The 20,588-nt window shown below is 64.9% G+C and carries 21 protein-coding genes; 8 read left to right on the top strand and 13 right to left on the bottom strand.

The annotated features are described in order from the left end of the window. Positions 1-108 precede the first annotated feature (108 nt). Genes CXR00_RS16875 through CXR00_RS16865 form a run of 3 tightly spaced genes read left to right on the top strand, consistent with a single transcriptional unit; the run spans position 109 to position 3,106 of the window. Positions 109-1,722, top strand: a complete 1,614-nt coding sequence (locus CXR00_RS16875) for an AMP-binding protein (RefSeq protein ID WP_104056042.1) — start codon at positions 109-111, stop codon at positions 1,720-1,722. A gap of 51 nt (positions 1,723-1,773) precedes the next feature. Next, a complete protein-coding gene (locus CXR00_RS16870) occupies positions 1,774-2,709 on the top strand; it encodes a hypothetical protein (RefSeq protein ID WP_104056040.1) in 936 nt (311 codons plus the stop codon). Positions 2,710-2,722: 13 nt separating this feature from the next. After that, the gene (locus CXR00_RS16865; RefSeq protein WP_104056038.1) at positions 2,723-3,106 is read left to right on the top strand and encodes an RNA-binding S4 domain-containing protein; all 384 of its coding nucleotides are present in this window, start codon (positions 2,723-2,725) and stop codon (positions 3,104-3,106) included. 94 nt (positions 3,107-3,200) lie between these two features. Here CXR00_RS16865 and CXR00_RS16860 read toward each other — a convergent pair whose 3' ends face one another. The 4 genes from CXR00_RS16860 to CXR00_RS18375 form a co-directional block, all read right to left on the bottom strand. Beyond that, on the bottom strand, positions 3,201-4,445 hold the full coding sequence (locus CXR00_RS16860) for an MFS transporter (protein ID WP_104056036.1): 1,245 nt from the start codon (positions 4,443-4,445) through the stop codon (positions 3,201-3,203). 69 nt (positions 4,446-4,514) lie between these two features. Beyond that, positions 4,515-6,044, bottom strand: coding sequence for an acetyl-CoA hydrolase/transferase family protein (locus CXR00_RS16855; protein WP_104056034.1), 1,530 nt, complete (start codon positions 6,042-6,044; stop codon positions 4,515-4,517). 117 nt (positions 6,045-6,161) lie between these two features. Beyond that, positions 6,162-6,545 (bottom strand): DUF4282 domain-containing protein, encoded by a 384-nt coding sequence (locus CXR00_RS16850; protein WP_181032608.1) that lies wholly within the window; start codon positions 6,543-6,545, stop codon positions 6,162-6,164. 165 nt (positions 6,546-6,710) lie between these two features. Further along, positions 6,711-6,878, bottom strand: coding sequence for a hypothetical protein (locus tag CXR00_RS18375; RefSeq protein WP_181032607.1), 168 nt, complete (start codon positions 6,876-6,878; stop codon positions 6,711-6,713). Between the two features lie 79 nt (positions 6,879-6,957). On the opposite strand from CXR00_RS18375, the gene CXR00_RS16845 reads away from it, so the two are divergent. The 3 genes from CXR00_RS16845 (at position 6,958) to CXR00_RS16835 (ending at position 9,039) form a co-directional block, all read left to right on the top strand. After that, positions 6,958-7,779, top strand: a complete 822-nt coding sequence (locus tag CXR00_RS16845; RefSeq protein ID WP_104056030.1) for a DUF1684 domain-containing protein — start codon at positions 6,958-6,960, stop codon at positions 7,777-7,779. 42 nt (positions 7,780-7,821) lie between these two features. Beyond that, positions 7,822-8,514: a bifunctional 4-hydroxy-2-oxoglutarate aldolase/2-dehydro-3-deoxy-phosphogluconate aldolase gene (locus CXR00_RS16840; RefSeq protein WP_104056028.1), complete on the top strand. Its 693-nt coding sequence runs from the start codon at positions 7,822-7,824 to the stop codon at positions 8,512-8,514. Positions 8,515-8,577: 63 nt separating this feature from the next. Next, positions 8,578-9,039: a GatB/YqeY domain-containing protein gene (locus CXR00_RS16835; protein WP_104056025.1), complete on the top strand. Its 462-nt coding sequence runs from the start codon at positions 8,578-8,580 to the stop codon at positions 9,037-9,039. 35 nt (positions 9,040-9,074) lie between these two features. Here the strand turns inward: CXR00_RS16835 and CXR00_RS16830 are convergent, their stop codons facing one another. The 5 genes from CXR00_RS16830 to CXR00_RS16810 are packed head-to-tail and all read right to left on the bottom strand — an operon-like array spanning position 9,075 to position 15,924. Further along, complete coding sequence (locus CXR00_RS16830) at positions 9,075-9,716, bottom strand: peptidyl-tRNA hydrolase (RefSeq protein ID WP_104056023.1); 642 nt, start codon at positions 9,714-9,716, stop codon at positions 9,075-9,077. Positions 9,717-9,762: 46 nt separating this feature from the next. Continuing rightward, on the bottom strand, positions 9,763-12,795 hold the full coding sequence (locus CXR00_RS16825) for a glycoside hydrolase family 38 C-terminal domain-containing protein (protein ID WP_104056021.1): 3,033 nt from the start codon (positions 12,793-12,795) through the stop codon (positions 9,763-9,765). Positions 12,796-12,802: 7 nt separating this feature from the next. Further along, complete coding sequence (locus tag CXR00_RS16820; RefSeq protein WP_104056019.1) at positions 12,803-13,642, bottom strand: carbohydrate ABC transporter permease; 840 nt, start codon at positions 13,640-13,642, stop codon at positions 12,803-12,805. A gap of 2 nt (positions 13,643-13,644) precedes the next feature. Beyond that, positions 13,645-14,589 (bottom strand): carbohydrate ABC transporter permease, encoded by a 945-nt coding sequence (locus tag CXR00_RS16815; protein WP_104056017.1) that lies wholly within the window; start codon positions 14,587-14,589, stop codon positions 13,645-13,647. 6 nt (positions 14,590-14,595) lie between these two features. After that, the gene (locus tag CXR00_RS16810; RefSeq protein ID WP_104056015.1) at positions 14,596-15,924 is read right to left on the bottom strand and encodes an extracellular solute-binding protein; all 1,329 of its coding nucleotides are present in this window, start codon (positions 15,922-15,924) and stop codon (positions 14,596-14,598) included. A 119-nt stretch (positions 15,925-16,043) separates the two neighbouring features. On the opposite strand from CXR00_RS16810, the gene CXR00_RS16805 reads away from it, so the two are divergent. Next, the gene (locus tag CXR00_RS16805; protein WP_104056013.1) at positions 16,044-16,616 is read left to right on the top strand and encodes a dihydrofolate reductase family protein; all 573 of its coding nucleotides are present in this window, start codon (positions 16,044-16,046) and stop codon (positions 16,614-16,616) included. Between the two features lie 12 nt (positions 16,617-16,628). Here the strand turns inward: CXR00_RS16805 and CXR00_RS16800 are convergent, their stop codons facing one another. Beyond that, positions 16,629-17,048, bottom strand: coding sequence for a hypothetical protein (locus CXR00_RS16800; protein ID WP_104056011.1), 420 nt, complete (start codon positions 17,046-17,048; stop codon positions 16,629-16,631). A gap of 137 nt (positions 17,049-17,185) precedes the next feature. Here CXR00_RS16800 and CXR00_RS16795 point away from each other — a divergent pair, with 137 nt between their 5' ends. After that, positions 17,186-17,665, top strand: coding sequence for a hypothetical protein (locus CXR00_RS16795; RefSeq protein WP_104056009.1), 480 nt, complete (start codon positions 17,186-17,188; stop codon positions 17,663-17,665). Here CXR00_RS16795 and CXR00_RS16790 read toward each other — a convergent pair. Genes CXR00_RS16790 through CXR00_RS16780 form a run of 3 tightly spaced genes read right to left on the bottom strand, consistent with a single transcriptional unit; the run spans position 17,662 to position 20,509 of the window. After that, entirely contained in the window at positions 17,662-18,741 is a 1,080-nt protein-coding gene (locus tag CXR00_RS16790; protein ID WP_104056008.1) for a PLP-dependent cysteine synthase family protein, read from the bottom strand. The two genes, CXR00_RS16795 and CXR00_RS16790, sit on opposite strands and share 4 nt — an antisense overlap. A gap of 5 nt (positions 18,742-18,746) precedes the next feature. Beyond that, positions 18,747-19,688 carry an RNA polymerase sigma factor SigJ gene (gene sigJ / locus CXR00_RS16785; protein ID WP_104056006.1) on the bottom strand — a complete coding sequence of 314 codons (942 nt, stop codon included), beginning with the start codon at positions 19,686-19,688 and terminating at the stop codon, positions 18,747-18,749. Next, the gene (locus CXR00_RS16780; protein ID WP_181032606.1) at positions 19,628-20,509 is read right to left on the bottom strand and encodes an FAD-dependent oxidoreductase; all 882 of its coding nucleotides are present in this window, start codon (positions 20,507-20,509) and stop codon (positions 19,628-19,630) included. The genes sigJ and CXR00_RS16780 overlap by 61 nt, the downstream gene beginning before the upstream one ends. Positions 20,510-20,588: the final 79 nt, after the last annotated feature.

The raw sequence follows: 20,588 nt of genomic DNA, 5'->3' as shown, positions 1-20,588 counted from the left end.
CAGAAACCCACAACACCGGCGCAAATCCTTGAGCGCTGCACAGAATGTGACCCAAGCCTCACAAACCCTGTAGCGTTGGTGGGCATCAACCTGCCTTGAAGGAGAACAATGCCCGGCTTGGACACTGCTTTGACACCTCTGCGCTTTCTCGAACGCGCAGCTCAGGTACACCCGGAAAAAATCGCTGTAATAGACGGTGACCGGACCCTGACCTACCGGGAGCTCGCAGCGACGGTCACGAAGACGGCACACGCGCTTCGCGCATCCGGCCTGGAGGAGGGCAGCCGCGCGGCATTCCTTGGCACCAACTCAGCAGAACTGCTGATCGCCCACTACGCCGTCCCCCTTACCGGCGGCGTCATCGTGCCGCTGAACACCCGGCTGTCCCCGCCCGAAGTGGCCTACATCTGCAACCATTCCGGAGCCACCCTGCTCTTCGGCGACCCGGACCTGCTGCGCGGACTCGGCACCCCGGAACTGGAAACGGTCACCGAAGCTTTCTCCTTCCCGCTCCAGGACGGAACCTCCGACACTGTGGAGGGAACGACGTCGTACGCTGATTTCCTGTCACGCGGAACCGACATTCCTCTCCCCTGGGAAGTCGCAGACGAAAACACTGTCATCAGCCTCAATTACACCTCCGGCACCACCGGCCGACCCAAGGGCGTGATGTACACGCACCGCGGGGCCTACCTAAACTCGCTCGGCGAGGTCCACCACCAGGGCTTCGGTGCAGACACTACCTACCTGTGGACGCTGCCCATGTTCCACTGCAACGGTTGGTGCACCACCTGGGCGCTGACCGCAGCATCCGGTACCCACGTCTGCCTGCGCGCCGTGCGCGGCCCGGAAATCTGGCGGCTAATCGACACCCACGGCATTGACCATCTGGCTGGCGCACCCACCGTACTGAGCGCCATTGCCACCGCGGAGGAAGCCCACACCCTGGAACACCCGCTGACCATCGTCACCGCCGGCGCTCCCCCGAGCCCCACCGTCATCAACAAAATCCATCAGCTGCAGGCCACCGTGGTGCATGTCTACGGCCTCACCGAGTCCTACGGGCCGTACGCGGTGTGCGAGCCGCAGGCTGCCTGGGCGGACCTGGACGCGGACGCGCTGGCCAAGAACATGGCACGCCAAGGCGTGGGCATGCTGACTTCCGAGCGCCTGCGCGTGGTCCGCGACATGCCTGACGACGACGGCGGGCTGGCCGACGTGGCCGCGGACGGTGTCGAGATGGGCGAGATCGTGATGCGCGGGAACTCTGTGATGAAGGGGTACTACCGCGACGACGAGGGGACGGCAACAGCTTTCTACGGCGGCTGGTTCCACACCGGAGACCTGGGGGTCATGCATCCGGACGGCTACGTCCAACTGCTGGACCGTTCCAAGGACGTGGTGGTGTCCGGCGGCGAGAACATTTCCACCATTGAGGTGGAACAGGCGCTGGCCAGCCACCCGGCTGTGGCCGACGTCGCCGTGATCGGAATCCCCGATGAACGCTGGGGTGAGCGGCCCAAGGCTTTTGTGGTGCTGGCCCCGGGCCGGGACGTGACCGAAGCGGACCTGCTGAAGCACGTCAAATCCCAGATTGCTTCCTACAAGGCTCCGGGCAGCGTGGAGTTCATTATTGATCTGCCCAAGACATCCACCGGGAAAATCCGCAAGAATGAACTGCGGTCCTCGGAATGGGAAGGCCGCGAAGCGCGTATTAACTAGGGCACTTTTTGAGCGAACCGGACCGCAATCCGTAACGGGTAAGGAGAACACATGGCCGCCGTCGTGCTTGGCTGGAATCCGGCCACTGCGTTTGGTGCCGGACCCGGCCGCGCAGACTATGCCATGGCTGCGGCGACGGTGGACCGCACGGGACTCTTCGGGATCCGCTGGAGGGTGGGACGCGGACAGCAGATGGCGCGCGGCACCGACGTGTGGCTGTTCGCCCAGGGCCGGCACGGCCGCGGGCTGCTGGGTCACGGGGTGGTGGCCGCCGCGCCCCAACCGGGCGCGGCACTGCCGGCCCGGTTGGGACTACTGGCCGGAGTCGTTTTTGACCTGCTGCTGCCCCCGGGCGATGCCCTGCCGGCTGAGTTGCTGCAGGAGAGTGTGCCGGACCTGAACTGGAACGCCGTGCGCAGTACGGGAACCGTTGTTCCGCCCCCCGCAGAAGGGCAGATGCGTGCCGCATGGACGTCATATCTGAGGTCGCGGCCGGTCCCCGAGGGCTGGCTGGGGGCTGTGGACCCCACCATTCCGCTGCCGGGAAGCCTTCCTCAGGACACCCTGCGCGAAGTAGCGGTGAACCGCTGCGAGCATGACCCCGAGGGTGTGCAGCGGTGTGTCGCTTTCCACGGAACATCGTGTGCCGCGTGCGGCCTGTCCATGGAGCAGATGTACGGATCGGCGGGAGCATCCTTCGTCCAGGTGCACCACATTGTTCCGCCGTCAGCCATCAGCCCTGATTATGTTCTGGATCCGGTATCCGATCTGGTGCCGATGTGCCCCAACTGCCATGCCATTGCGCACCGGGGCGCCCCCGACCCATACACTCCGGCGGAACTGCGGCAGATGCTGGCCTCGGCAAGGGGTGCACAGCCGTTCCGCAACTCCATTCCCGGCACGGTCCCCACACCGGAACAGCTGGATGCCCAGGCTGACGCTGCACGTCTCAGGGATACGTCCCTGCCTCCCAAGGACACCCAGTAGAATCGGTAGCCCCATGAGCATTCCCGCCAGCACCCCCAAATCAGTCCGCGTGGACGCCTGGCTGTGGGCCATCCGTGCCTACAAGACCAGATCCGCCGCCACCGCTGCCTGCCGCGCCGGCCATGTCAGGTTGAACGGCAACCCGGCCAAGGCCGCCCAGCAGGTCCAGCCCGGAGACACCATCAGGGTCCGCCAGCCCGGTTATGAACGCATCCTGGAAGTCCGACAGCTCATTGCCAAGCGGGTGGGTGCGGAGGCTGCTTCCCATTGCTTTACCGACCACACCCCTCCCCGTCCGGTGGGACCCGCGCTGGGTGTTCCGCTTCGGGACCGCGGCGCCGGACGTCCCACCAAGAAAGACCGCCGGGAAATCGACCGGCTGCGCGGCGACCGCTGAGCTGGAAACACGCCCGCGGAAGTTAGCAGGATCAGGCCGGGTCAGGCAGGACCGGACCGGAGGCAGGCCGGATCGGGCCCGGCGCAGACGCGGATTAGGCCGGATGCCGCCGCAATTGATCGTCCACAAAGCGCGGAGCTGCAGCAATAATTCCGGCTACGGCCATGACGGCAGCTGATGCAATGAGGATGAGCAGCGGAACCGTCCAGCTGCCCGTAGCCTCGTGCAGGGCACCGATGGCAAACGGGCCTGCCGCTGCCAGCAGATAGCCCACCGGCTGGCAGAACCCTGACAGCTCCGCGGTCACCCGGGGATCCCGGGAACGAGCCGTGATCAGGGCCAGCGCCGTGGGGAACGCAAAGCCGCCGACTCCGAGCAGAAGCGCCCACATCCACGGCACCGTTGCGGGGGCCAGCAACAAACCCAGATACCCGGCCACCACCGCTGCTGCCAGACCTGCAATGTAGAAGTGCAGGCCCGGAGCCCGCGCCACCAACGCCGGCATGATTAGGCCCCCGGCTATACCCAGGGATGCAAGGATGGCCGCCATCAACCCGGCCTGAGCCTGCTCCAGTCCGGCGTCGCGGTAAATCTGAGCCACCCAGCCAAACTGGACGTAGGCGTGCATGGACTGCACACCGAAGTACACGCACAGAGCCACAGCGGTCCGGGAAGAGGTGATCCGCAGCCGGTCCCTCGGTGCCGACGCATCCTCCATATGCACTGCTGTTCTGCGGTTGCGCACGGAGACCAGGATCCAGGGAACAAACGCCGCCAGGGCCGCCAGCCCCCATATCCTGAGGCTGAGCTGCCATCCCCCGGAATCCGAGGCGGTCAGCGGCGCTGCCACCAGCAGAGGAAGCGTGGCTCCCGCCGCAAGGGTTGTGCCGTACACCGAATTCAACAGGGCAGTTCGGGACCCGCCGTGGCTCTTGATGAAGGCCGGGACCAGGATATTGCCCATCGCCATGCCGGCGAACGCCAGCACCGTCAGAGTCATGAACAGCACCGGGGAAAGCGCTATCGACCGGAGCAGCAATCCGGCGGAAACCAGCCCCAGCCCCAGGGTGATGGTCCACGCGACACCAGCCCTGCGCGAGACCGTCACGGCAAGGGCTCCCACCACCGCGAAGGTGAGGCCCGGCAACGCGGTCAAAATCCCGGCCTGGACCGATCCCATGCCAAGACCCGCCTGGATCTCGGCAAGGACCGGCCCCACCGACGTCGCACCCGGCCGCAGGTTCACTGCCACCAGGATGACGGCGACGGCCGCCAGCCACAGGGGCAGCGGCACGGTGCCTTTACGTTGGGCTGCAGACCGGCCGCCGAATTCGCTCATCTGAGCGTTTCTAGCATGTCTGCCGGAAAACAGCACGCCGGCTGTGTGCCGCGGGTGTCCGTTCGCCCCTTACGCCTGTGCAGCCACCGCCGGGCGGCTGTCACCGGTTTCCACAAACCGGTGGTGCCAGGACAATGACTCGTCCAGCAGGTGCGGAGTGTGCTTGCCGAAGCTCTCGCGGCTGGCCCGGTCGAAGTAATCCTGCAGCAGGGGCTGGAAGTCCGGATGCGCACACTTCTCGATGATGGTACGGGCCCGCTGCTTGGGCGACAGCCCGCGAAGGTCCGCCAGGCCCTGCTCGGTCACGATCAGCATGGTGTCATGCTCCGTATGGTCCACATGGCTGACCATGGGCACGATGCCGGAGATTTTCCCGCCCTTGGCTGTGCTCGGTGAGAGGAACGCGGACAGGAAGCCGTTGCGGGCAAAGTCGCCGGATCCGCCGATGCCGTTCATCATGGCCGTGCCGGCCACGTGGGTGGAATTCACGTTGCCGTAAATGTCCGCCTCGATCATGCCGTTCATGGCGATGCAGCCCAGCCGGCGGATGAGTTCGGGGTGGTTGGAGATCTCCTGGGTGCGCAGGATGATGCGCTTGCGGTAGAACTCGATGTTGGAGTTGAACTCTTCGATTCCCGCAGGGCTCAGCGAGAAGGACGTCGCGGACGCCACGCGGATCACCCCGTCGCGGATCAGGTGCAGCATCCCGTCCTGAATGACTTCGGTGTAGGCAGTCAACCCGGTGTACCCCGAGGTCGCCAGCCCGCCCAGGACGGCATTGGCGATGTTTCCTACACCGGACTGCAGCGGCAGGAGCTTGTCGGTCAGCCGGCCGGCTTTGATCTCGTCCCCGAAGAAATCGATCAGGTGCCCGGCGATCTGCGTGGAGGTTTCATCGGGTGCAGCGAAGGGAGTCATGCGGTCCGGAGCATCGGTTTCCACGACGGCGAGGACCTTGTCCGGATCCAGCCGCAGGTAGGGCTCGCCGATCCGGTCATCCGGATTGACCAGCATGATGGGCTTGCGGTGCGGAGGCAGCGCCGTGCCGTAGTAAACGTCATGCATGCCGTCCATGGCAGCGGCCTGCTGGACATTCACTTCCAGGATGATCTTGTCTGCCTGCTCAATCCACGTCTTGTTGTTGCCAACCGACGACGACGGAATCAGGGAGCCGTCTTCATTGATGCCCACCACCTCGATCACCGCCAGGTCAATGTGGCCGTAGAAGCCAAACCAGGTGTACTGAGCCACGTGCCCGAGGTGGATATCAATGTACTCAAGTTCGCCGTCGTTGATCCGCTTCCGCAGGGTGGGATCCGACTGGTACGGCAGACGCAGTTCCATGCCGCCGGCCTTTGCGAGCACGCCGTCGAGCTCGGGAGCGGTGGAGGCACCGGTGAGTACTTTGATCTGGAAATCTTCGCCGCGGGCGTGGGCTTCTTCCATTTGGACGGCAAGCGCCTGCGGGACGGCTTTGGGGTAGCCGGCGCCGGTAAACCCGCTCATCGCCACGGTCATACCCGGCTTGATGAGCGCGGCCGCCTGTTCTGCGGACATTCTGCGCTCAAGCAGTCCTTCATGGTGAATGCGGTCGTGCATGGTGGCCTTTCTTAGATGGGACCAACCAACACTATCGGTTGTGAGGCGTGGGTCATATTTACGCGTTGGTTGCACCACTCCGACGGGTGCCCGCCGGGGCGGTGCAACCGGCACGGTCTACTGTTCCGGCGGCATCGGCGCAGGCTGCCGGGACGGCGTCTGCCCTGCACCACGACGTCCGGACGTGCCTCCGGGCGCGGCTGCGCCGGCCAGCGGGGCAGAGGTTCCGCCCATCAAATCAACCAACTTGGCAGTGTTCTGAGAAACCTGGATGGTGGCCAGAATCCACTCGCAGGAAATCCGAGTGGCTATCAGCAGGAAGAAGGCAACCACCGGGCCCAGGATCAGGACCAGGAAGCCGCTCAGGAAACCATCGTCGAAAGCTCTGATGAGCAGAACCAGCCAGAACAGGGCCAGCAAGCCCACGGACAGTCCGTAATACAGCTTGATCAGAATGGGTGCCGAAAACTTCTTAAATGACGGATCGAAAAAATTGATCATGGTGTCCCCCTGAGACTTTGCGAGTTGCTGTGAGCACTTCGCGGTCAACCGCCGCGGCTGCGGCGGCCGATTCAGCGTAACCGAATTAAGACCCGGCAACTTCGATGCCGCCCTCATCCGAGTGGCGGCAGGGGACGACGACGGCGGGGTCCCCGCCTGGACGACCTACATCCGCTGGCTGCCGTGCTGCTGGATCTGTTCCAGAACGCTTTCCAGCTCTGTGCTCAACGCGGCCAGGGAAGAGGTGCTGGTTTCAACGGAAAGGGCAGTCACCAGCTCGGTCTGGCGGTGGCGCAGCTGATCGAGCGAAGGCAGTGAACCGTTGGTTTCCATGGCCTCATCCTACAAACTGCGCAGTTACACTTCCCTGCAGAGAGACAAATATTATTTTGGCGGACAATCAGGAGGAACCATGAGTACGCCCACGCCCGAAGTCCTGGAGGAATGGCGCCGGTTCCGCAGCGCGCGGGATGCCGAGTTGGCGCAGCAGCACGGCTGGCTGACCCTGACGTCTCTGCAGTGGCTGACGGTTGAGCCTGCGGCGGTGGAGCATCTTCCGGGCCTTTGGGCTGCGGACGATGCTGCGGCAACCCTGTCCGCCGCCGCCGACGACGGCCTGACCCTCGCCGAAACAGGCGCCCCGGTGGACGGCACTGTCACGGCATCCCTGGCGGACGAGGAGTCACTTCTGTGGGTGTATTTCGGCGGTTCCGACGGCCGGCGGATAGCCGTGGAGCTGGCCCGGCGCGGCGGCCGCTACGCCATCCGCACCCGCGACGCCGCCTCGGCCGTGTTCACCGATTTCGACGGCGTGCCAACTTTCGATTACCGTCCCGATCTGGTGGTCCAGGGCCGCTTTGAGGCCTATCCCGAGCCGGTGGAGGTTCCGATCCGCACCGCGCATCCCGCCGTCGACGGCGTGCACCTCACCGTGGGCGAACTCGTGGTTCAGCTGCCCGGAGAGGAGCACGAGTACCGGCTGCAGGTCAGTGCCGAGGGAACCGGCCGGCTGGCCCTCACCTTCCACGATGCCACCAACAACCAAAGCACTGCCGGATGGCGCAAAGTCGTCTTCGACGCGCCGGCACCGGGCACGTCTGCCGTCACAGTGGACTTCAACCGGGCCGTGAACTATCCCAGCGCCTTCACCGCGTTCGGCACCTGCCCCATGCCGGTGGGCAGCAACATCATCGGCATACCGGTGGAGGCCGGCGAAAAGACCCCGGAACGCTGACCTAAAAGCTGGGAAGGCCCCGCCCATGATTTGGCGCTGCACATGACCACGGAACCAGTCAGCCCCATGCCAAACCGGGCGCCAATGGGCACCGGGCTGCAGCAAACCCGGATTGCGGCCGTGCTTGCAACCAATTCCGCACCCGACCAATACCGCCCGGATTTGTCTCAGGTTGCGGCCGCTGCGGACACCCTCGTGGCTAACGGCGTGCGCTGCCTGGCCCTTACCCCGGCGGGGAACACTCTCAGTGCACTTGAGCATCTGGCCGGCAGGCTGCCGGACGGCGTGGACCTGGGACTCGCTGCGGTGCTCGCGCCCGAGGGCGTTGTCCGGGCAGCCAACGCCGGGGCACGCTTTGTCATGTCCCCTCATGTGGCGCCGGACGTGGTCCATGCCGCCCGCGGCTGCGGACTGGCCAGCTACCCCGGAGCGATGACGCCCAGCGAGGTTCATCTTGGCTGGCGGACGGGAGCCACCGCCGTGCAGCTGTTTCCCGGCGCACCCGTGGGACCTGGCTACCTCGCAACCCTTCGGGGGGCGCTGCCGGACATCCCAGTGATTCCCGGAGGAGGAATCGCTTTGGATGACGTCACCGGCTGGCTGGCCGCCGGCGCCGCTGCGGTTGTCCTGGGACGGTCCCTGGTGGGCGATGCCCTTTTGCCAGGCGGTGATCTGCAGTCCCTCGGCGTACGGACCCGCCTGGCCTGTGCCGCAGCGGGGAACGCGCCCGGCTGAGAGCGCATTGCTGAGATCATGGGAAGAACACACTTCAACAATCTTCACCGGAAATGAGTCCGCATGACACTCAAAGAGCAGCTCCAGTCCGACATGAAAACCCACATGAAAGCCGGTAACCGCACGGCGCTCATGACGGTCCGCAACGTCCTCGGCGAAATTGAGACCCGGGAAAAGTCCGGCAAGACACCGGTGGAACTGGACGATGCGCAGGTGGTTTCGCTGCTGCAGAAGGAAGCCGCCAAGCGCCGTGACACCGCCGGCATCTACCTGGAGGCCGGGGAAAAGGAACGCGGCGCCGCTGAAATCGCCGAGGCCGAGATCATCGAAGCCTACCTTCCCGCCCCGCTGACCGCCGCTGACGTTGAAGCCATCGTGGACGAAGCCGTGGCCGAGCTGACGGCGGACGGGACGGTACTGACCATGCGCCAGATGGGTGCGGTCATGAAGCCGGTCACCGCCAAGGTTGCCGGCCGTTTTGACGGCAAGGCAGTCAGCGAGATCGTCCGCAGCCGCCTCTCCTAACCCCTGACGCCGGTGCCGGCGCCGCGGCCGCCGTTTTATCCGGCGGCCGCGACAAACGCTGTGGCCGTATTGGGTGCGATCTCCGTCATCCCTGCGTCTACAATCAGCGGACCGACCCCCGGCGCTTGCGCCAGCGTCTCGAACTCGGCGCCCGCGGCCAGCCGGACGCCGGCCCGGCCGGCGCCGTCGTCATACCAAGCAACGCGTTCCTCCGCGGACAGCGTCAGGTACCAGGCCATCAGGGCATGCGCGGCCTGGGCACCCGCCTTGCCGGTGGACATTTCCAAGTCCGCGTTCACAATGATGAGCGGCGTGCCCGGGCTGGCGGGCGCCGGTTCGCCGTCCGGCAGGTGCGTGCCCGAAACCTGCAGCGCACGCAGCTTCTTGGGCATCTCCTCATAGCTCACAGGTTCAAAGGCCACTGCCTTCGCCCGGCCGACGGCGACGGTTCCGGACGGCGCGGAAGCCGCCATCTTCTCGAACATCTTCGGTCCTGCGCGGCGGACCGACTTCGTAAACCGGCCATACACCCAGTTGTCCCAGGCGTCGTCCTCCGTCCGCCGGGCATAAGCGCTCACGCTCGCCGCGGCTGCAGCGGCAACTGCATCGAGGTGGGCCGCGGGGTCTTCCTTATCCACGAGCAGAACGATCGGCTGGACGGTGTCACTGGGTTGCATGCCTTTAGTTTTTCACGGCTGCGGCACAGGTTTTTCGCTACCCTCCTTATCCGCGCCGGAACCTCAGGGTGACGATTTCAAACGGCCGAAGCATCAGCGTTACCGGTTCCCCTGCTCCGGTCCGGCCAGTGAGCGGTGACCCGGGGGCCAGCGGACGCTCCAGCAGATCCGCAGCAGCAACGGTGTCATAGGCAAACCCCACGCGGACCGCCGCACCGGCACGGCCGCCGTGCGCCTCATACAGCCGCACGATGACGTCTCCGCTGCGGTCTTCGGCAAGCTTGACCGCTTCCACCACCACTGCAGGGTTGTCCACGGCAACAACCGGGTCCGTCCGCGTCCGTGAGACCCCGCGGATCCCGCGGAGCGGAAGATTCAGGCGGTACCCCTCGGCGAGCGCGTCCGCAATGCTTGCGGCCGGCCGCAGGGAAAACCGGAAAGTGTGCCGGCCCTGATCGGCCGAGGGATCCGGGAACAGCGGTGCCCGGAGCAGGGAAAGCCGGACCGTGGTGCAGCTCTTGCTGCCCACCAGGTCACGGAAGGTGTCATGGCCGTAGGTGGAATCATTAGCCACCGCCACCCCGTAGCCGGGCTCTCCCACATGAATCCACCGGTGTGCCACTGTTTCGAAACGTGCCGCGTCCCAGGAAGTGTTGGCGTGTGTAGGGCGGTACACATGGCCAAATTGGATTTCCGAAGCCGCCTGGGCTGCGTGCACGTCCAGTGGGAAGGCAAGTTTGAGCAGCTTCTGCTGCTCATGCCAGTCCACCTCCACCTCCAGATCCACGGCTGTGCCGTCGGGACTGAGGGAGATCCGCTGGGTGACCGCCGAGTTCCCGAAGGACCGCGTGATTCGAAGCGTACGGCCCCCGCTTCCCTCCTCGATCTCCATGGCATCGGGCTGCATCAAATCCGTGGTGCTGTATTTGTAATGGGCATCCAGGTCCCAGGCATCCCACTGGTTGGGCGTGTCCCGGAAGAGCTGGAACAGGTTCCCCGGCCGCCCGGGCAGGAAGGCATCGCGGCCGCCGGGAAGGTCCGTCAGGGAACGGAACAGCCCCTCCCGGTCCACGACGAGACGCAGCCGGTCGCTGCCGATGGTCCAGCCCTCTGCGGAACGCTGCCAGGTCCACGGGGCCGGTTCCGGCGCCGGTCCTGCGCCGCCGGCCGGCACCCGGGCCTGGGAAAACGGGCCGGCATTGAGCGCTGCCGCCGAGTCGCCGTCGCCCAGCAGCGCCCGCGCCGAGCCCTCGATCAGGGCCTCCAGCCCGGCCGATACCAGTGCATAGTTCCGCTCGGCCTCCTGATGGACCCAGGCAATGGAGGAGCCGGGCAGAATGTCGTGGAACTGCTGCAGCAGGACGGTCTGCCATGCCTCTTCCAAAGCGTCGTAGGGATAGTCCGCGCCGGTTGCCAAGAAGGCAGCTGTTGCCCACAGCTCCGCCTCGCGCAGCAGATGCTCGCTGCGGCGGTTGCCCTTCTTGGTGTTGGCCTGGCTGGTGTAGGTGCCGCGGTGGAACTCCAGATACAGCTCTCCGGACCAGACGGCCGGCTCCGCCAGCTCGGCCTGGGCCACGGCAAAAAAGTGCACCGGGCTGGACAGTTTTACGGTGGGTGATCCTTCCAGCGAGGCGGTTCGGCGGGCAGCAGCCAGCATCTCCCGCGTTGGCCCGCCGCCGCCGTCGCCCCAGCCAAACGGGACCAGGGAAGTATTCGCAAACCCCTTTTCCTTGTACTGCCGCTGGGCTCGGGCCAGTTCCCGCCCGGACAGTTCGGAATTGTAGGTGTCCACCGGCGGGAAATGGGTGAACAGCGTGGATCCGTCAATGCCCTCCCAGCGGAAGGTGCTGTGCGGCACCACGTTGGTCTCATTCCAGGAGATCTTCTGGGTCAGGAACCAGCGGCAGCCGGCCGCCCTGGCGATCTGTGGAAGTGCCGCCGAGTATCCGAAGGAGTCCGGCAGCCACACCACTTCTGATTCCACCCCGAAGTTCTCCAGGAAAAATCTTTTCCCGGCCAGGAACTGGCGGGCCAGCGCCTCGCCTCCGGGCATATTGGTGTCTGCCTCGACCCACATTCCTCCGACGGGCACAAAACGTCCTTCGGCCGCCTTTTCCGCCACCCGGGAGAACAGGTCCGGGTAGTACTGCTTGAGCCACGCGTACTGCTGTGCGGAGGACGCCGTGAAAACGAACTCAGGATCCTGTTCCATCAGGTCCAGCACATTTGCGAAGGTGCGTGCGACCTTGCGCACCGTCTCCCGCACCGGCCACAGCCAGGCGCTGTCGATGTGGGCGTGCCCGACGGCGTGGATGCGGTGTGCGCTGGCGTTGGCGGGTGTGGACAGCACTTGGGCCAGCTCCGCCCTGGCTGCCGTTGCGGTTCCGGCCACATCCGACGGGTCGACGGCGGTGACCGCCCGTTCCATGGCCCGGAGGATGTCATACCGCCGGGGAAGGTCCATCGGCAGTTCATGCATCAGGCCGTTGAGGGTCCAGAAATCCTGCGCCAGGTTCCAGGCCTCGACGTCCAGCAGGGCGGCGTCCGCCCCGCGGAAAACATACAGCGGGTTCCCGCCCGCGGTCGCCGGATCGCCCAACGGTGTTGGCGCGTAGGTGAAGCCGGAAATGATGTTCGGATTGGATGCCGCTTCCACGTAGAACTCGAAGGGCTCACCCGGCAGCTGCCGCAGCGGTACGTACAGGTTCCGCGGCTCCACCGCCTTCACAATCTCCCCGGACGGCGTGTACACCAGTGCTTCCGCCTCAAATCCGGGGCCGTTGCCGCTGAAGCCCAGGTCGATGAGCAGTTCCGGCCGGCCTGCTCCGGGTCCCCGCCATTCCAGCGGAACCGTACCGGAGATGCGGAACCAGGTGGTTCCCCAAGGGGCGCCCCACGCCTGACCGGCTGCAAAGGGCAGAAAGTCCTGGCTGATTGCCTGGGCAAAAGGAACCGGCTCCCCCGGTGCTTCCCAAACTGCCAGCTCCGCCGGCCTCCGGTCCCGCCACAGGCTTCCGGGCAGCCGTTCCCGGAGGAACCTGTTGATACGTGCTTCCACCAGTTCACGGTTGTCGTGCACGTGGCACCTACCCTTTCATTGCCCCGCTGAGCGCAAAGGAACCGCCCATGGCACGGGAGAGGATGTAGAGGACAATCACCGGCAGGGAATAGAGGATGGAAAAGGCTGCGAGTTCCCCGTATGCCACCCCGCCGTACTCGTCGAAGAAACGGAAAATGCTCACAGAGGCAGGCTGTTTGTCCGCGGCGAACAGCAGGATGAAGGGAACAAAGAAGTTTCCCCATCCCTCCAGGAACACAAAGATGAACACCACGGCGAGACCCGGACGCATCAGCGGAAGCACCACGTAGTACAGGGCCTTCATTGAGGAGGCGCCGTCAATCCAGGCCGCTTCCTCCAAGCTGATGGGCACGGAGTCCATAAAGTTCTTGGTCATCCAGATGGCGATGGGCAGGAATGTGGCTCCCATGAACAGAATGGTCCCGCCCAGGGAATCGAGCAGGTTCAACTGTACAAAGAGGCTGTACACCGGAACCATGATGGCGGTGATGGGCAGGCAGGTGCCGAAGAGGACGGTGTACATAAAGGGTCGCTTGAAACGCATCTGATAGCGCGACAGCGGATAGGCAGCCAGCACCGCGGCCACCACGGTGACCGTGGCGGATCCGACCGCCAGGATGAAGCTGTTCAGCAGCGGAATGAAGGTTTGCTGGGCGTTCATGATGGCGCTGAAGTTACCCAGGGTGAGCACCGGGGCGGTGAGCTCATACGTAGCGTCGGCGTTGACGGAGGCGGTCAGCAGCCAGGCCAGCGGCAGGAGGAAACACGCGGCCAGCAACAGCAGCACTGCGTTGGAGATCTTCGCACCGGAGCTCTTGCGGGCGGAGGAAACCGAAACGATCGCCATGTCTACTCCTTCCGTTCGCGCAGCATGCGGATGTAGGCAATGGAGAAAACGGCACCAATCAGGAGCATCACCACTGCGATGGCCGTGCCGTAACCGATGTCCCCGTACTGGAAGGCCTGCTCATAGGCCATGATCGGAAGTGTGGTGCTCGCATTGAGCGGTCCTCCCTGGGTGACAACGTAAATCAGGGTGAAGGTACCCAGGGTCAGGAGAGTAATCAGCATGAGGTTTGTCGCGATGCTGCGTTTGATCATGGGAAGAGTGATGAACCGCAGGCGGGCAAGCCCTCCGGCACCGTCAATGGTGGCTGACTCCGTAATGTCCGGTGGGACGTCGTTCAGGGCTGCCTGGTAGTTCATCATCGAAAAAGCGGTCCCCCGCCAGATGTTGGCCAGGATCAGCGCCGCCATGGGGTACTCGTACAACCAGTCCACGGCAGGGATCCCCAGCAGCCCGGTCATCTGGTTCAGCATGCCGTCCCGAAAAAAGAATGCGTACGCAATGAAGGCCGCAACAATCTCGGGCAAAACCCAAGCCGCCACCACACAGGAACCCACGAAACCGGCAACGGCCTTGTTGGCCCGCTGCATGACAAGAGCAAGGGCCAGGCCCAAGCAGTTCTGTCCGATAACCGCCGAGGCGAACACAAACAGGAAAGTGAGCCACAGCGAGCGCGGAAACAACGGGTCCGTGAAAAGGGTCCGGTAGTTTTCGAACCCGATCCACTCCGGATTCTTTGCGCTGGCCCCCGTCAGACCGGCGTCCGTAAAGGAACCGTAGAAGGCCCAGAGGATGGGGCCGCCCAGAAAAACCAGCAGCAGGGCCACCGCGGGCAGCAGGGGCAGCAGCCTGCCGAGCTGTCGGCGCGCTGAAGGCGGACGGGCCCGGCGGGCATCCGGCCGGCCGCTCACGGGGCGGGAGCGGCCGGCCAGAGACGTACTGGACATGCCGAGCTACTTCTCAACCACGAATTCGTCACCGACTATCTTGGTCAGTGTCTCGTCATAGGCGGCCGCCGCCTCTTCCGGAGATTTGCCGCCGGCCACCACTTCCTGGGTGGCTGTGAGGACAGCGGCATCGATCTCGGCGAAATCGGACGTTGCCGGGCGGTAATTGCTGACGTCAAGCACCTCCGTGACCTCGGAGGCAAAGGGGTTCATGTCCAGGTATTCCGGGGCCTCTGCGACGTCGGTCCGTACGGCAATCTTGGAACTGTCCACGGTGTACTCCAGGGAGTTCTCGTAGCTCAGGGCCATTTTTACGAAATCAGCGGCCAGCTCCGGCTCTTCTGTTCCGGCCCCCACCGCCAGGGTCCACCCGCCGGACATGCTGACTGCACCGGGCTCCTGCCCGTTCTGGGTGGGAAACGGTGCCGTGGCCATAACCTCGCTGTACTCGGGCCATTCAAACTGTCCTCCCGGCTGCCAGAACTGCGGCGCATAGGAGCCCTCCACCGTGGCACCCATGCGGTCCTGCGGAAGCATCTCTCCCACGATGGGCTGCCAGATATTCGCATCCAGGGCCTGCGCCGGGGTGACCGCCAGCCCCTCGTCATAAATGGTCTTCAGAAACGCAAGGGAATCGATGAAGCCCTGGGACCCGGTGACCCATTTCTGCTCGTCAGCGTCATAGAGGGTTCCACCTTCAGTCCCGTAGAGGAGCTCATAGAAACTCTGCATGGTGCCGGCATACATGCTGAAGGGGATGACATCGGGGTTGGAATCCTTCACGGTGCGTGCCATGGTCAGGAGGTCATCCCAGCTTTCCGGCTGCCACGGAAGCTCAATACCCGCTGCACCCAATACATTCTTGTTGTACCAAATCACGCGGGTGTCCGTTTCCAGCGGGATCGCATAGGTGCCGCCGTCGTCGGCCAAGCCCGCCTGCTTGGCCGTTTCGTTGAAGCTGTCCCAGTCCTCCCAATCGGACAGATAATCGTCCAGCTGCAGCACATAGCCCGCGTCAACGTCAGCACGGAGCTTGAAGGAATCCTCCACAAAGACATCGGGAGCGGTGTCAGGTGAGCGCTGGGACAAGGCCAGTTTGGTGGCATAGTCCTCATCGTTTCCCTCAATGGGCGCCAGCTCAACCGTTACACCCTCGTTGGCCGCTTCAAACTCCTCTTTGACGTTCTCCATCAGGGCTACCAGAGGGGCCGCGTCGGCGTTCTTGTAAACGATCCTCAGGGTCTGCGAGCCGTCAGCTGTATCGTCTCCGGAGCAGCCGGTCAGCGCCAAACTTATTGCCGCGGCTGCAATCACGGTCTTGGTTATCCCTCGCATGGTTCTCCTTTGATCCACGGGTTCCACGGCGGACCCGGCCCGTGGTGCGCCCGACGCTAGTACACCGCCGGGCTTTCCTCAATCATTGACACATCGGCACCGGTGTCGGGAGGCACAGCATGGGACGTTTGGTGTACACCTGCATTACTTCGCTTGACGGTTACGTCGCTGATGAGGACGGGCAGTTCGACTGGAGCATGCCGGACGAAGAAGTTCATGCCTTCGTCAATGATTTGGAACGGAGGATCGGAACTCAGCTCTACGGACGAAAGCTGTACGAGGTGATGTCTGCGTGGGAGACCATGCCCGTAGCCGGGGAGCCGGCCGTGATTCAGGATTACGCCGGCATCTGGAAGGCTGCGGACAAGATCGTCTTTTCCCGCACGCTGCCCGCCATCAGCACCTCCAACACCCGGTTGGAGCGGACCTTCGACCCTGAGGCCCTACGCCGGCTCAAAGAAAGTGCCGACCGGGATCTCACAGTCGGCGGCCCCACCCTGGCGGCACAGGCGCTGCAGGCAGGGTTGGTGGACGAGCTGCACCAGCTGCTCTCCCCCGTCGTCGTCGGAGGCGGGAAGCCCTTCCTGCCGGACGGACTGCGGCTGGACCTTGAACTGCTCGACGAGCGCCGGTTCGGCAACGGGGTGGTGTTCCTGCGCTACGGCATCCGGCAGGCCGGCTTCACAGGTTAGGGATGCAGGGCGTCAGAAGCTGACGGCCGCCGTCATCTCATTGACAAATGCCTCGGTTTCAACGGCGTTCCGGAAACCGTAGGAGACCTCGCGTACCGCTTCCTCCCGGGAAGCCGGGACGTTGTGGTACTTGAGCGCTTCGAAGCTCCCGGCCTCCGTCACCGGCTCCACCAGCGAACGGTGCTTCAGATGGGGAAACTGGCGCAACGTCGGATCGATCCGCCATTGGGCCGTCTCAATCCAGAAGTGATCCCCCATGCCTGAGCTACCGCTGGCCACGCGGATGTCCTCAATGCCCGCGCCCGCCATCAGCCAGGCCAGTGTAAAGGATGCCGGTGCACCCAGTCCGGACCCGTAGGGGATGTGGGCCTCAGCCACGGCCGCTGTCTGCTCCGCAAGTCGGGTGGCTTCCTGGTGGCTGAGTGTTCGCATGTTTCCATAATCCCAGCTGGAGGCGGACAGAACCTATTTGGCCGTTCAGCCGCGCTCATGAAAGAGCTTTCCTCCTGCCGGACCTGCGGGAGCTGCGAGCTCTGCCTCAGGGCCCGCGGCGGTTGTACCGTTGAATTATGAGCGACCGCGACACCCACCGGCGGCACAGTTCCCATCCGACCGGCGCCATCCCTTCGATCCCCTCAGGAAAGAAGGCCGAGGCGCTGTGGCGAGCCATGCGGCAGGAACACGGCCTTTACACTATCTCCGAAGCCGCTGAACGGCTCGGATTCGGTTACGGACCCAACCTCCGGGCCGGACGGCTGACCGGCAAAGGGCGGGTCCTGGCAGTGCAGCGCGGTGGAACATTCCTGTATCCGGGTTTCCAGTTTGACGAACCCGGCGGCCGCACCGTCCCGGCGGTCAAGGACGTAGTCCGCATGGGTCGTTGGGCCGGCTGGAAGGACGAGCAGGTTGCCCTGTGGTTCTACAGCCCCAACCCTTCCCTGCAGGGCAAGCGCCCGGTTGACGTCCGTGACGATGAGGAAAAGCTGATAAGCACCGCTGAGAAGGACATGGGCGGCCAACCCGGCGCGAGCGCACCCCAGGCTTCTTAGGCGGGCCAGCGGCCGGTCTCAAACAGCTTCGTCAGCAAAGCCGCCGCGGGCGCCGGATCCAGTCCCCGGGAAGCGAGCCACTCGTCGTCGCCGTAGGAGGCGGCGTACCGGTCCCCCGAATCACACATCAGCGAAACGATGCTCCCCGCCCGGCCTTCGGCCTCCATCTGTGCTCCCAGCTGCCACACTCCCCAGAGGTTGGTTCCGGTGGAGGGCCCGGCGTGGAGACCTGCTGTTTCCCGCAGGTGCCGCGCCGCGGCAACCGATGCGGCGTCCGGCACCTGGATCATGTGGTCAATGACCGCGGGCACGAAGCTGGGTTCCAGCCGCGGCCTGCCGATGCCTTCGATCCGGGACGGACCGCCGACGGCGGGAGCCCCCGGATTACGCCAGGCCGGGAAGAACGCCGAGTTCTCCGGGTCCACCACGGCCAGCCGGGTTCCATGGCGGTGGTACCGGATGTAGCGGCCGATCGTCGCACTGGTGCCGCCGGTTCCTGCGCCCACCACAATCCACTCCGGCACCGGGGAGTCCTCGAGTTTCAGCTGACCAAACATGGATTCGGCGATGTTGTTGTTGCCGCGCCAGTCGGTGGCACGTTCGGCGTAGGTGAACTGGTCCATGTAATGGCCGCCGGTGCTGCGGGCAATCTCTTCGGCAGCCGCATACACCTGCGACGGATCATCCACGAAGTGGCAGGTGCCCTTGTACTGCTCGATCAACGCGATTTTCTCAGCACTGGTGCTGCGCGGCATAACGGCCACAAACGGAAGGTCCAGCAGCTGTGCGAAGTAGGCCTCGGACACGGCGGTGGACCCGCTGGAGGCCTCCACGATGGTCATGCCCCGGGTGATCCAGCCGTTGACCAGCCCAAAGAGGAACAGTGACCTCGCGAGCCGGTGCTTGAGGCTTCCCGTGCGGTGGGTGGACTCGTCCTTGAGGTACACCTTCACTGACCAGCCCGCCGGAACAGGAATCTCAAACAGGTGGGTGTCGGCAGAGCGGTTGCTGTCGGCCTCGATGCGCCGGATGGCGTCCTCGGACCAGCGGCGGTTGGGAGTCGAGGAAACAGTCACCCGATTCAGCTTACAGGCGGCCCCTGCAGCTGCCCGAGTTTGTCCGGGTTCCGCATTGCGTAGATCTCCTGGACCTGTCCGTTCACCACGCTTAGCTGGAACACGGTGGTGACGCTTCCGCCCTCCCGGAAGGCGACGGCGGGCAGCCCGTTCAGTTCCACGAACTCCGGCAGGACACCGGCCGCATACTTTGAGGCCAGCCCAAGCATCAGCCGGGCAACCTTCTCCGGTCCGGACACCGGCTTGAGTGCGGCGCTGGCTTTGCCTCCGCCGTCCGAACGCAGCACCACCTCCGGGGCCAGCACGTCCAGCAGCGCCTGCAGCGATCCGGTCAGGGTGGCTTCCAGGAAGCGTCCGACGGCGGCCCGGTGCTCGGCGGGATCGGGCTGGGTCTTCGGTGTGCCCCGCTCCACCCGCTCCCGTGCCCGGTGCACCAGTTGCCGGACAGCAGGCTGCCCGGACTCCAACGCCTCTGCAATTTCCGGATAACCAAACCCAAACACGTCATGCAGGATGAACCCCGCGCGTTCCGGTCCGCTCAGCGTCTGCAGGACCACCAGCATGGCGGTGGAGACTTCGGCTGCGGTCAGGGCAGCGGTTTCCGGAGTGGCGGGGCCGTCTGCGCCGGCGCCGGTGCGGAGCGGCTCGGGGAGCCACTCCCCCGGATAGTCCTCACGCCGCCGGGCTGCGGAGCGGACGGTGTTCAGTGCCTGCCGGGTGGCGATCCGCGCCAGGTAGGCCCGGGGGTTGCGTACCGGATCGGGGACCGTCCGCCACCGGAGATAGGTTTCCTGGACAACGTCCTCGGCATCCGCCACGGTCCCGAGGACGTCGTAGGCGATGGTGAACACCATGCCGCGGTGGGCGAGGAAATCGGCGTCGCGGCTCACCGCCCGGCCGGCGCCTGAGCCTGCTCCGCCGTCGTCATCCGCGGACCTTTGGGCCATGTGTATGCTCCGCTCCGTTTGATTTCGCTGCGGATCCAGCGCAGCGTCATCCGGCAGATAATCTCCTTCTGGACCGCCGCCAACCTGCCGCGCAGGTGAACGCGGACCGGGGTGTCATCCGCCCGGACAAACTGGACCAGCCCGTCGCTGCGGCCCAGACTAACGCACTGGCCGCCGAAACCGCTGTCATGCCGGATGCCGGGTGCCCCATCCATTCCGCGCAGGATGTTTCCCGCCGCGTCAGCACCCATGGGCATCGCCGCCGCGCAGCTCATCCGCAGGTAGGCGTACTCCGGGCTGGCAATCACGGCGGCGTCACCGGCCCCGTAAATCCGATCCTCCCCGGGCACCTGCAGATTCGGATCCAGCAGCAGACGGCCTTCCTGATCAACCGGCAGCCCACTGGCCGAGGCGAGATCCGGAACTCCAAAACCCGTGCACCAGAGCACCACATCGGCCTGAAGCCGCAGATGCGGATCACCGGACCCGGATACCCGCACGCCGGACTGCAGTTCCACTGCTGTGCGGCGAAGGCTCCGTTCCAGACCGCGGCGGGCGGACGCTGTCACCTGTGGGAGGGGAACACCGTCCGTGTGCAGGCGTACGTGCAGGTCTCCCCGGTGGGCGGCAATTTCCGCCGCCGTTTCGACGGCGGTCAACCCGGCGCCAACCACCGCAACCCGGCCGCCCGGGGCCAGCGCCTCGAGTGCCCTGCGGGTGCTTTCGGCTCCCTCCAGCTGTTGGACGGTGAGCGCACCGTCCGGAACCTTCAGGGCCCCTGATCCCACTGCGTAGACCAAATAGTCGTAGTTCAGCAGCATCGATGCGCACCGCCGTGTCCCGCACCCGTCGGATGGCCGGATGCAGCACGGTTTCAAAGGAGGCGGTGGCATCACTGCG

Source organism: Arthrobacter sp. 9E16 (assembly GCF_002929435.1).
Classification (GTDB): Bacteria; Actinomycetota; Actinomycetes; order Actinomycetales; family Micrococcaceae; genus Arthrobacter_B; species Arthrobacter_B sunyaminii.
This window is presented reverse-complemented; position numbering and strand designations above follow the sequence as displayed.

Bases quoted from the DNA above. Each gene is read 5' to 3' on its own strand.
- CXR00_RS16820 (WP_104056019.1), bottom strand. From the start codon at position 13,642: ATGGCGATCGTTTCGGTTTCCTCCGCCCGCAAGAGCTCCGGTGCGAAG.
- CXR00_RS16840 (WP_104056028.1), top strand. From the start codon at position 7,822: ATGACCACGGAACCAGTCAGCCCCATGCCAAACCGGGCGCCAATGGGC.
- CXR00_RS16810 (WP_104056015.1), bottom strand. From the start codon at position 15,924: ATGCGAGGGATAACCAAGACCGTGATTGCAGCCGCGGCAATAAGTTTG.
- CXR00_RS16830 (WP_104056023.1), bottom strand. From the start codon at position 9,716: ATGCAACCCAGTGACACCGTCCAGCCGATCGTTCTGCTCGTGGATAAG.
- CXR00_RS16875 (WP_104056042.1), top strand. From the start codon at position 109: ATGCCCGGCTTGGACACTGCTTTGACACCTCTGCGCTTTCTCGAACGC.
- CXR00_RS16815 (WP_104056017.1), bottom strand. From the start codon at position 14,589: ATGTCCAGTACGTCTCTGGCCGGCCGCTCCCGCCCCGTGAGCGGCCGG.
- CXR00_RS16780 (WP_181032606.1), bottom strand. From the start codon at position 20,509: ATGCTGCTGAACTACGACTATTTGGTCTACGCAGTGGGATCAGGGGCC.
- CXR00_RS16800 (WP_104056011.1), bottom strand. From the start codon at position 17,048: ATGCGAACACTCAGCCACCAGGAAGCCACCCGACTTGCGGAGCAGACA.
- CXR00_RS16855 (WP_104056034.1), bottom strand. From the start codon at position 6,044: ATGCACGACCGCATTCACCATGAAGGACTGCTTGAGCGCAGAATGTCC.
- CXR00_RS18375 (WP_181032607.1), bottom strand. From the start codon at position 6,878: ATGGAAACCAACGGTTCACTGCCTTCGCTCGATCAGCTGCGCCACCGC.
- CXR00_RS16805 (WP_104056013.1), top strand. From the start codon at position 16,044: ATGGGACGTTTGGTGTACACCTGCATTACTTCGCTTGACGGTTACGTC.
- CXR00_RS16845 (WP_104056030.1), top strand. From the start codon at position 6,958: ATGAGTACGCCCACGCCCGAAGTCCTGGAGGAATGGCGCCGGTTCCGC.
- CXR00_RS16865 (WP_104056038.1), top strand. From the start codon at position 2,723: ATGAGCATTCCCGCCAGCACCCCCAAATCAGTCCGCGTGGACGCCTGG.
- CXR00_RS16795 (WP_104056009.1), top strand. From the start codon at position 17,186: ATGAGCGACCGCGACACCCACCGGCGGCACAGTTCCCATCCGACCGGC.
- CXR00_RS16835 (WP_104056025.1), top strand. From the start codon at position 8,578: ATGACACTCAAAGAGCAGCTCCAGTCCGACATGAAAACCCACATGAAA.
- sigJ (WP_104056006.1), bottom strand. From the start codon at position 19,688: ATGGCCCAAAGGTCCGCGGATGACGACGGCGGAGCAGGCTCAGGCGCC.
- CXR00_RS16870 (WP_104056040.1), top strand. From the start codon at position 1,774: ATGGCCGCCGTCGTGCTTGGCTGGAATCCGGCCACTGCGTTTGGTGCC.
- CXR00_RS16860 (WP_104056036.1), bottom strand. From the start codon at position 4,445: ATGAGCGAATTCGGCGGCCGGTCTGCAGCCCAACGTAAAGGCACCGTG.
- CXR00_RS16850 (WP_181032608.1), bottom strand. From the start codon at position 6,545: ATGATCAATTTTTTCGATCCGTCATTTAAGAAGTTTTCGGCACCCATT.